Annotated in this window: 7 protein-coding genes and 2 pseudogenes; 4 read left to right on the top strand and 5 right to left on the bottom strand. The window is 62.9% G+C overall.

Annotated features, from left to right (window positions below):
* Positions 1 to 1000, bottom strand: a 1000-nt coding sequence (locus tag EN935_RS10035; protein ID WP_348629881.1) for a peroxidase family protein, incomplete at its 3' end; no start/stop codon positions are given.
* 308 nt (positions 1001 to 1308) lie between these two features.
* Between EN935_RS10035 and EN935_RS10040 the strand changes: the two genes are divergently transcribed.
* Positions 1309 to 2262 carry a hydrogen peroxide-inducible genes activator gene (locus EN935_RS10040; protein WP_126070079.1) on the top strand — a complete coding sequence of 318 codons (954 nt, stop codon included), beginning with the start codon at positions 1309 to 1311 and terminating at the stop codon, positions 2260 to 2262.
* 18 nt (positions 2263 to 2280) lie between these two features.
* Here the strand turns inward: EN935_RS10040 and EN935_RS10045 are convergent, their stop codons facing one another.
* Positions 2281 to 2994, bottom strand: coding sequence for a DNA helicase (locus EN935_RS10045; RefSeq protein WP_127264751.1), 714 nt, complete (start codon positions 2992 to 2994; stop codon positions 2281 to 2283).
* A gap of 409 nt (positions 2995 to 3403) precedes the next feature.
* On the opposite strand from EN935_RS10045, the gene EN935_RS10050 reads away from it, so the two are divergent.
* Positions 3404 to 4387 (top strand): hypothetical protein, encoded by a 984-nt coding sequence (locus EN935_RS10050; RefSeq protein ID WP_127264752.1) that lies wholly within the window; start codon positions 3404 to 3406, stop codon positions 4385 to 4387.
* Positions 4388 to 4488: 101 nt separating this feature from the next.
* Here EN935_RS10050 and EN935_RS10055 read toward each other — a convergent pair whose 3' ends face one another.
* Positions 4489 to 4938: a GatB/YqeY domain-containing protein gene (locus tag EN935_RS10055; protein WP_127264753.1), complete on the bottom strand. Its 450-nt coding sequence runs from the start codon at positions 4936 to 4938 to the stop codon at positions 4489 to 4491.
* A gap of 276 nt (positions 4939 to 5214) precedes the next feature.
* On the opposite strand from EN935_RS10055, the gene carA reads away from it, so the two are divergent.
* Positions 5215 to 6432 carry a glutamine-hydrolyzing carbamoyl-phosphate synthase small subunit gene (carA, locus tag EN935_RS10060; protein ID WP_109661297.1) on the top strand — a complete coding sequence of 406 codons (1218 nt, stop codon included), beginning with the start codon at positions 5215 to 5217 and terminating at the stop codon, positions 6430 to 6432.
* Between the two features lie 228 nt (positions 6433 to 6660).
* Here the strand turns inward: carA and EN935_RS10065 are convergent.
* A pseudogene (locus EN935_RS10065) lies at positions 6661 to 7925 on the bottom strand (TCR/Tet family MFS transporter).
* A gap of 156 nt (positions 7926 to 8081) precedes the next feature.
* Entirely contained in the window at positions 8082 to 9011 is a 930-nt protein-coding gene (locus tag EN935_RS10070; protein ID WP_109659994.1) for a neutral zinc metallopeptidase, read from the bottom strand.
* A gap of 194 nt (positions 9012 to 9205) precedes the next feature.
* Here EN935_RS10070 and EN935_RS10075 point away from each other — a divergent pair.
* Positions 9206 to 10324, top strand: a pseudogene (locus EN935_RS10075) (hypothetical protein); the annotation flags it as partial.

Genomic DNA, 10324 nt, shown 5'->3' on the forward strand with positions numbered 1-10324 from the left:
TCAGCTCCCAGTCGAAGCCGAACAGATTGTCGAAGAAGTCGTTGCTCCACTTGGTCGGCGTCGTCGTCCAGGTCACCTCAAGGCCGCTGCCGATGGCGTCGCCGCCCTTGCCGGTGCCGAACTTGCTCGCCCAGCCGAGACCCTGCTGCTCGATGTCAGCGCCTTCCGGCTCGACGCCGACCAGCGTTGCGTCGCCGGCGCCATGGGTCTTGCCGAATGTGTGGCCGCCGGCGATGAGGGCTACGGTCTCCTCGTCGTTCATCGCCATGCGCGCGAAGGTGTCTCTGATATCGCGCGCCGAGGCCAGCGGATCAGGCTTGCCGTTCGGTCCTTCCGGATTGACGTAGATCAGGCCCATCTGCACGGCGCCAAGCGGGTTCTGCAGATCGCGGTCGCCGCTGTAGCGCTCGTCGGCGAGCCACTTGCCCTCGGGGCCCCAGTAGATGTCTTCTTCGGGCTCCCACACGTCGGCGCGGCCGCCGGCGAACCCGAAGGTCTTGAAGCCCATCGATTCCAGCGCGACGTTGCCCGTCAGGATCAGAAGATCGGCCCAGGAGATCTTGCGGCCGTATTTCTGCTTGATCGGCCACAACAGCCGGCGCGCCTTGTCGAGGTTGACGTTATCCGGCCAGCTGTTCAGCGGCGCGAAGCGCTGCTGGCCGGCCCCGGCGCCGCCACGGCCATCGGCGATGCGGTAGGTGCCGGCGCTGTGCCAGGCCATGCGGATGAACAGCGGCCCGTAATGGCCGAAGTCGGCCGGCCACCACTCCTGCGAGTCCGTCATCAGCGCATGCAGGTCCTTGATGACGGCGTCGAGGTCGAGGCTTTTGAATTCCTCGGCATAGTCGAACGCCTCGCCCATCGGATCGGACAGCGGCGACTGCTGGTGGAGAACCTGGACATTAAGCTGATTCGGCCACCAGTCGCGGTTGACCCTGCCAACGGCAGTGTGCACGACCGGGCATTTGCCCTTGCTGTTATCGTCTGTGTTGGCGTCCATGTTTTTCTCCGATCGTGGCTGTGTTGAGCTTTGCCTCAACGGCTGCGTGAACAAGGGCCTGGAATGCCCTTCGAGACGGCTCCATGGCCGCCGCGACGGTGAGGAGCCCGAATATGCGAAATGTCCTACTGCCCTGAGCCTGCCCTGGACAAGATTGTGTTGAAACAAAAACAGCCCCGAACGCACGCCCACACCGATGATGCGGACTGTGTGGCGTCGACTGCCTTTCATCTCCCTACCAGACTCTATAGCAAAGCGGCTCGATTAATTTAAGTTGGATTTACTGATCACAGAGATAAGGTGCGCTTATGGCAAACCTGACCCTCAAGCAGTTGCGCTATTTCGAGGCGCTGGCGCGGCACAACCATTTCGGACGCGCCGCGGATGCCTGTGCGATCTCCCAGCCTGCCATTTCGGTGCAAATCAAGGAATTGGAAGAGACGCTCGGCACCGAACTGTTCGAAAGAGGCCCGCGCCAAGTCCGGCTGACCAATTTCGGCGAGGAGTTTGCCCTGCGCGTACGCGACATCCTGCGCTCGGTGGACGAACTGGCTGATCTCGCCCGCTCTTCGCGTGACAGGCTGGTCGGCCGGCTGCGCATCGGCGTCATCCCGACGGTCGCGCCCTACCTCTTGCCAACCATCATCGGCAACCTTTCGCGCATGCATGACGGCCTCGACATCCATGTGCGCGAGACGCTGACGCAAAAGCTGATCCAGGAACTGGCCGACGGTCGGCTCGATGCGGCTATCGTCGCACTGCCGGTGTCCGAACCGTCGTTGACGGAGGTCGTGCTGTTTGCCGAGAACTTCGTCCTGGTCCGGCCCGGCGAGGACGAGGGAAAGCCGGTGCCCAATCGCGAGATGCTGCGCGAAATGCGGCTGCTTCTTCTGGAAGAAGGCCATTGCTTCCGCGACCAGGCGCTGTCGTTCTGCAGCATGCATTCGGCACGGCCGCGCGAGTTGCTGGACGGCAGCTCGCTGTCGACCCTGGTGCAGATGGTCGGTGCCGGCATCGGTGTCACCTTGATCCCCGAAATGGCCGTGGCGGTGGAGACGCGCTCGGCGCCGGTTTCCATTGCGCGTTTCAGAAGTCCCCAGCCCTCGCGCACGATCGGCATGGTCTGGCGCAACACCAGCCCGATCGCCAAACAGCTGCTGCGGATTTCCGAAGTCGTTCGCCAGTCGGCCGACGCGCTGCGCGCGCAGCACAATCCTGCATCGGTCGCGCACCTCCTGAACCTGACGGCAGCCGCCCAATGAGGTTGCTCGACAGATCCGTCAGTTCGCTGCCTGGAACCGGATTTCGCCCCTGTTCAGGAAGCATGTCTTGTTGAACAGCGACAGATCCAAAGGGTTCGGCAACCGGACATCGCTGATATCGGGAACCGGCTTCTTCGCCGGATCGTATGACCGATCGATCTGCGAGATGAAGACGAGGATCAATCCCCTGTCGCGGGCAAAGGCCTTGAGCGTGCGGACCTGCGCCATCAGGTCCGGGTTCTCCCGCTTCTGATCGAGCAGTTGCAGATAATCGATCACCACCAACGTGCCGCGCGGCGCCGAGCTCAACGTCCTGACGATGTAGTCGGCGCTGATGGCGTCGGAATTATCGAAGACGAACTGGTCGTTGAACCGTGCAGGGTCCGCCCCGATGGCGCGAAACCGGTCGAGCACATCTCGTTGCGTATATTCCAACGTGAAGAACACGCCGCGATGGCCGGACTTCATGGCTTCGATTGCGAGTTCGAGGCTCATCAGCGTTTTGCCGTGGCCGGGTCGTGCACCCACCAGAACGAGATCGCCGGGCGCCAGTTGCGCAAACAATGTTCCGGCAGGCCCCACCTCGGCTGCCTTGGCTGCAAGCAGGCTCCAGCTGCTGAAACCTTCCTGTACTGCAACACGATCAAGCGCTTCGTGGAGCGCAATCTTGCCCTCGCGGGACAACAACCTGGCTTGACGCTTCAAATGGTAGACGGGCGCAGATAGCTTCATTGCAAAACCTCCTGGTGCGAGCGGTTTTCGCAACCCCTCCTTATGCCAAGTGCTCGGACAGTCGGTTTCGATGATCGGATAGCCCCGCACGAATTATGCTTTCCCAGCGGAGGGAGGAGGCGCGGGCCGCGCCAGAATCAAATGATAGCTCAATCCGTAGGGAACGAAAATCGCGGACAGTTAAAGATGCGGAGACGTTCGCCGCAAGCCTGGAGCCAGCATGTCGGCGTAGGTCGCGTTTGCGCGCGTCGACCTCCTTTCATGGGCTCTTCGTGCGGGCTTCGGCAGAGCGCGCTAAACAAAGGGGGCGCTAAACAAGATGTGTTTCGCCTGATAATGCGAGGCCCTTTATGATTGATTCCCGGCGGCAACACCGTAAGGAAACGGTCTTGGCAGGAGAAGTGAACCCGTGCGGTTGAGATTCGTCCCCCTGGGCATCGTCCCGATCCTCAGCCTCCTCGTCGCCGTCATTGCCTTGACGGTGTCGGCTCGATCCTCTGCCGCACCATCAGGCGTTCCAGCCTGGCTGCAGGCCCACGTTGGCGACAGCGACGGTCAGATCTCACAGGTGGTTCTGGAACGAGCGCGCGCGCTTTACCTGATGAAGGTCGCGCAAGGTGCCGTCAAGAACCCCTGCTACTTCGCCATGGATGCCACACGCCCCGGCGATCTGGGTGATGGCGTGCTCGGGCGCCGCTATTACGTCATATGCGAAGCCAGCCAGTCGTTTCGCGCGATCTCGTCGGGTCATGGCGGCGGCCGCAACCTGAAAGGCACTGTCGATTTTTCGAATGGCAGGCGGTGCTCGAAGAACTTCGGCAACGCCATGGATTCGGAACTCACGGCCGGCGGCGCCTATATGACCCGCGAGGCGAAAACGTCGTTCAAAGGCTTTTATAGCACCGGCGCCAAGCAGGATGCGGCTTTCCTGCGCACCTTCATCCAGTTCGACGGCGAAGGCGAAGCTGCGAACGCCAGACAGAGGGTGATCGGCGGCCACGCGGCCCAGGTGCTGCACGGCATGTGCCTGCGCAAAAGCCCGAACAGCTCGCATGCCGACCACGACGGTTATGTGCCGTTCGGCAAGCTGGTGGACTATGCCGGCGGCCGCAGCAATGGCTGCACCAGCTGGTCGCCGGCGGACGCGCAACAGATCATCTCGATGGTGAAGGACAACCCGACGACGCTCTACATCTACCCTGAATCGCGCGACATCGCCGCGGTAGCGTCCAACCGTTCGCAGTCGGGCGCCTATTGGAACGCATCCTGCCTGAAGGAAATCGGCACGCCGAAATTCTGGCCGAGAAAGACCCTCGAGCCGATCATCGCTCAATACAGGAAGGATCACCCGGCACCGCCGCCGCAGCCGGTGCCGATCTGCAAGGGGCCGTAAAACCGGCAGGGGTCGCTAACGCAACTGGCAAGAACCGGGTTTGCCTTTGCCTTGATCTCCAACCTCGCCTCCGCGCATCACTACCGACGGGGCGGGAAAGCCTACTGCAACAGGCCCTTGACGATGCCGCTCGCCTTGCCGAAATCCATCTGGCCGGCATATTTCTGCTTCAGCGCGGCGATCACCTTGCCCATGTCCTTCTGGCTGGCCGCGCCCGTCGCCGCGATCGCCTCGCGCGCCGCAGCCTGGATGGCGGCATCGTCCAGCTGCGTCGGCAGGAAGGCGCGGATGATTTCCATCTCGCCGCGCTCCTGCGCGGCCAGTTCCGGCCGCTTGCCGTCGTCGAAGGCCTTGGCCGATTCCTCGCGCTGCTTCACCATCTTGGCCAGGATCTGCAGGATCTCCTCGTCGCTGGCCGGCTCCTTGGCCGAACCGCGATTGGCGATGTCGCGGTCGTGAATGGCGGCCTGGATCAGCCGCAATGTCGGCAGCCGGTGCTTGTCCTGCGCCTTCATCGCGCTCTTCAGGGATTCGGCGATTTTGCCGCGCATGGTGCATTCTCCTTCGATCGGCGCGGACAATAGCGCCGGGTGCGAGCCAACGCAAACCCTGATATGTCAGGGCAAGCCTATGATATTGCTCGATGAAATAAATCGGGGCCGCATTTCGCATGATCATTGACCGCCCTGGCCCCTTCCCCTATGTACTGGGCCTTGCATGAACTGAAGCTTGACTGCGTGGAAGCTGCGAAATCGCCGCTTGGCGCCGTTTGCTGCGCGGATGGCCCCTTGGCCTATGGAAGCGCGCAACCCGATAGGAGTGCCGCCATGGCCGAGATGACCGCCGCCTCGACGCCCGCCTGGGCAACAGAAAAGCCGACCGCGCTGTTGGTGCTGGCCGACGGCACCGTCATCGAAGGTCGCGGTCTCGGCGCCACCGGCTCCGCCGTAGCCGAAGTCTGCTTCAACACGGCACTCACCGGCTACCAGGAAATCCTCACCGACCCGTCCTATGCCGGCCAGATCGTCACCTTCACCTTCCCGCATATCGGCAACATCGGTACCAATGACGAGGACATCGAGGACCTCAATCCAGCCGCCCGCGCCGGCGCCGTCGGCGCCGTGTTCAAGGCCGATGTCACCAACCCGTCCAACTACCGCGCCGGCACCGGTCTCGACCAATGGCTGAAGAAGCGTGGCATCGTGGCGCTCTCGGGCATCGACACGCGCGCGCTCACCGCGCTGATCCGCGAAAAGGGCATGCCCAATGCCGTCATCGCGCATGCGCCCGACGGCGTGTTCGACCTCGACGATCTGAAGCGCCGCGCCGCCGCATGGTCGGGCCTGATCGGGCTTGACCTCGCCAAGGAAGTCACGTCGGGCCAGTCCTCCGTCTGGCGCGAGACGCCCTGGGTTTGGAATGAAGGCTTTGGCGAACAGGCCGAGCCGACCATGCATGTCGTTGCCATCGACTACGGCGTCAAGCGCAACATATTGCGCCTGCTCGCCGGCCTTGGCGCCAAGGTCACCGTGGTGCCCGCCAAGACCGGTGCCGAGGAAATCCTCGCCATGCAGCCGGACGGCATCTTCCTCTCCAACGGCCCCGGTGATCCGGAAGCCACGGGCGACTATGCCGTGCCTGTCATCCAGGACCTGTTGAAAACCGACATCCCGGTGTTCGGCATCTGCCTCGGCCATCAGATGCTGGCGCTGGCGCTCGGCGGCAAGACCGCCAAGATGCACCAGGGCCATCACGGCGCCAACCATCCGGTCAAGGATCACACCACTGGCAAGGTCGAGATCGTCTCGATGAACCACGGCTTTGCCGTCGATGCCGACTCGCTGCCTTCAGGCGTCGAGGAAACCCACGTCTCGCTATTCGACGGTTCGAACTGCGGCATCACGCTCACCGGCCGGCCGGTGTTCTCGGTCCAGCATCATCCCGAGGCTTCACCCGGCCCGCAGGATTCGCACTATCTGTTCCGCCGCTTCGTCAATTTGATCCGCGAAAAGCGTGGCGAGGAATTGCTGGCCGAGCGGGCTTAACTCGATCCGTTAGCGCTGCCCCTCATCTGCCTGCCGGCATCTTCTCCCCGTGAACGGGGAGAAGGGAGCTGTGGCGACCTCGGCGCTCTTATTGCAACGTCGACGATTAGCGAAAGCAGCGAAAACGGCGTCTTTCTCCCCGTCACTATACGGGGAGAAATGCCCGACAGGGCAATGAGGGGCGGCGCAAACCTCTCATAGCCTCGCACCGGATGCGGCTGTCATGGCTCATATCTGTGCTCCATTTTCGGCAACACCGGCGGTGACATTCGTGCGCGCCACGGGCCTTGCCACTTTCGTGACGAAGACGATGACTGCCAGTGTCAGGAAACACGCACCAACCAGATAGGGCGCGCCGCCGAAGGTCACCGGCGCGCTTGCCCCAGTGAACCACGAAAGATCGCGGTATAGAGCAGCGGCGTGATGATCGAGGTGATCGAGAAGATCGAGGTCATCGCGCCCTGCAACTCACCCTGCGCCGAAGGCGGCACCTTGGCAGCGGCGAGGCTCCTCAGCGGCGGATCGGCCAGCGCTTCGAGACAGCCGACGACGATCACCGCATAGATCATCCAGCCTTGCGACGCGAAGGCGTAGCCGAAGGCGCTGAGCGCGGTGAAGGCAAGACCGATTACCGCCGTCTTCCACTCGCCAAGCCTGGGGATCACGCGCGGCAGCACCGTCGCCATGACGATCGCTCCGCACAGGCCGAAGGCGCCGAGTGAGAAACCGATCTGCTGCTCGCTCCAGCCATAGCGATAATTGGAAACGAACGACCAGACCGCCGGATACATCATGTGGCCGAGCGTCATCAGGAAGAAGGTGAGCCCGATCCAGCCGATGCCCTTGTATTGGCGCATCTGCAGAAGCGTGCCGACAGGGTTGGCGCGTTTCCACTCGAAGCGGCGGCGATGCTTGTCATCGAGCGTTTCCGGCAGGAAGAACAACGCAATCAGGAAGTTCACGAAGGCAAGCCCGGCGGCGAAATAGAACGGCACGCGGGGTCCGAACGTGCCGAGCAGCCCGCCCAGGACCGGCCCGATGACGAAGCCGACGCCGAAGGCGATGCCAAGCAGGCCGAAATTCTTCGCCCGGTTCTCATCGTTCGAAATGTCGGCGATGAAGGCCGATGTCGTCGAATAGCTGGCGCCCGAAATGCCGGCCAGCACGCGCCCGATGAACAGCATCGGATAGGACCAGGCGACGGCGCAGATCAGATTGTCGATGGAAAACGTCAGCACCGAGGCGAGCAGGATCGGCCGGCGTCCGAACCGATCGCTCAAGCCGCCCATGATGGGCGCGAAGAAGAACTGCATCGCCGCATAGACGAAGAATAGCCAGCCGCCTTCGATCGCCGCTCCGCTGATGCTGACCCCGGTCAATTCCCGGAGATAGGCCGGCAGCACCGGCATGATCATGCCGAAGCCGATAATGTCGAGCAGCAGCGTGGTGAAGACGAGCGCAAGGCCCCGTCTGGCGGTTTTGGGGTCGATCATGATGGGTCAAGCTCCTCTGCTCGCCCTGGGGCGCAGGCGGACGCACCTTATAGGCGAGCCGGCCGCAAGGAACAATAAGGGAACAGGCCGGATTCTTTCATCCTGACATCCCCTGACGGCGTCTTGGCCGTCAGGTCATCTCGGGAAACAGTCTCGTCAAATCGGGCCGCTCAGCGTGTTGCAATCCGAAAGCTTGCCGCTCTTGTAGCCGCGCGCCAGCCAGGTCTGCCGCTGCTGCGAGGTGCCGTGGTTGAAGCTTTCCGGCACGACATAGCCCTGCGTCTTCTTCTGCAGCGTGTCGTCGCCAATCTGCTTGGCGGCGTTCAGAGCGCTCTCGATGTCGCCCTGCTCCAATATGCCCTTCTGCGCGGTGTAGTGGGCCCACACGCCGGCGAAGCAGTCGGCCTGAAGCTCGATGCGTACCGACATCTGGTTGGCGTCGGCTTCGCTCATGCCTTGCCGCATCTGGTTGAACTTGGACATGATGCCGGTCAGGTTCTGCACGTGGTGGCCGACCTCATGCGCGATCACATAGGCGCGGGCGAATTCGCCCGAAGCGCCAAACTGCTGGTCGAGCTGCTGGAAGAAGGTCATGTCGAGATAGACCTTGTGGTCGCCGGGACAATAAAACGGTCCGGCCGCCGCGGAGGCAAAGCCGCAGGCTGAGCGGACCTGGCCGGAAAACAGCACCAGCTTCGGGTCCTCATAGGTCAGCCCCTGCGATTTGAAGATGCCGGTCCAGGTGTCCTCGGTCTCGGCCAACACGGTGGCCACGAACTGCTTCATCTCGTCATTGGCCGGTGTGGCGCCGCTGTCCTGGCTACCGCCGCTGTTGTCGGTGATCTGGCCGCCGCCGCCCGGCAGCAGGCCGCCATCGCCGCCACCCAGGATCGTCGACGGATCGAAGCCGAAATACCATCCAGCCAGCACCACCAGGATGACAAGGAAGATGCTGCCGCCGCCACCGGCGCGGCCGCCGATCGGAATGCGGAACTGACCAGGGCTGCCGCCACCGAGTCCGCCACCGCCGCTGTCGCTGCGGTCGTCCTCGATATTGTCACTCTGACGACGGCCCTTCCAGAGCATGGCAACTCCTCGCGCTGCGAACTTCCCCGTTGTCCGGCAAGGCCGGCTCAACCCAACAAACAATTATCCCAATGGTTGCGCCAAGTCACAGCATTTTTCCAGACCGCAGCGGTGCTGGCATGGCGGCCTCAGCGCTCTGGTCGAGAGTGTGCGAGGCCTGTAGCATTGCCCGTACAATGGGGGATGTATTGGGCTTGAGGAGGATCGGTTCGTTCCTGTCGCTGATTGCGGCGTTGTTTTGCCTCGGCTTGCGGGCCGCCGGCGCGGTGACGCTCGATTCCAGCGTTGCCGTCACCGACCCCGCCACCTTGCAGGCGCTCGAGCGCGGCGGCCTCTCGATCAGCCGTCTGCTCGGACCGGCACTCGGCCTCACCCGTGAGGTCGACAATCGCGGCCTGTTTTCGGTGCCGGCACTGGCGACGGTGCGCGACACCGTCAAACAGCAGATCGCCGACGAACCGAAGACCAGTCCGGACCCCTATGTCGCTGCCATGGCGAAGTCGAAGGACGCCAGCCAGAAATTCAACCCGAAATACATCGATGACGACGGCTCGACGCTGGACCTCACCGGCGTCGTCAACCGCATGGATCGCGGCTATCTCGGCCACACCGAATGCGGCGAGATCCGGCTGATCTACCGCTTCCACTATTCGGTGGCGGAAAAGCCGGCCAAGGGAAAGGCAAGCCAGCGCATTTCCTCGCGCCTGCCGCTGACCATGAGCCTGGTGTTCAACGCCAAACCCAGGCAGGCGCAGGCCCGCGCCTCGAAGGACCTGCCAAGCGCCACCGATGTGTCCTGCGCCGATGTTGCCCAGCGCTGGCTCGCCGCCGGCCAGAAGGACCTACCACCCGACCAGCTTGCCGCCTGGCTGCGCTCCGACGAAGGGCCGCTGTCAGGCGCCATGCTGAATTCGTCGCAGATCATGCGCCTCGAACTCAACATGCAGGTGCTCAGGCTGTCGGCCTCGACGCGGCGCGATTTCGGCGGCCACGCCGAGTATCTGCTGAAGATCTTCAAATGGGATCCGGCGACGTCCAGCTTCTATGAAGCGAAGATGGAAAACCAGATCGACCGCGCCACCGTGCTGGCCGACAAGCCGTCCTTCACCAAATGGCTGCTCACCGACCGCAACATCTACGACCTCGATCATGGCCGGCTGGTCATCGACGAAAAATTCCTGGCCAAGAGCGCCGTCTCCGTTGCACCCGGCGGGCTGAGCCGGTCGCAGAACAACATCGCCTACGGGCTGGTCGACGACGCCGACATCGACAAGGCGCTCAGGGACTATGTCGCCAAAGGCAACACGCTCTCG

The organism is Mesorhizobium sp. M7D.F.Ca.US.004.03.1.1, assembly GCF_003998635.1.
GTDB lineage: Bacteria > Pseudomonadota > Alphaproteobacteria > Rhizobiales > Rhizobiaceae > Mesorhizobium > Mesorhizobium loti.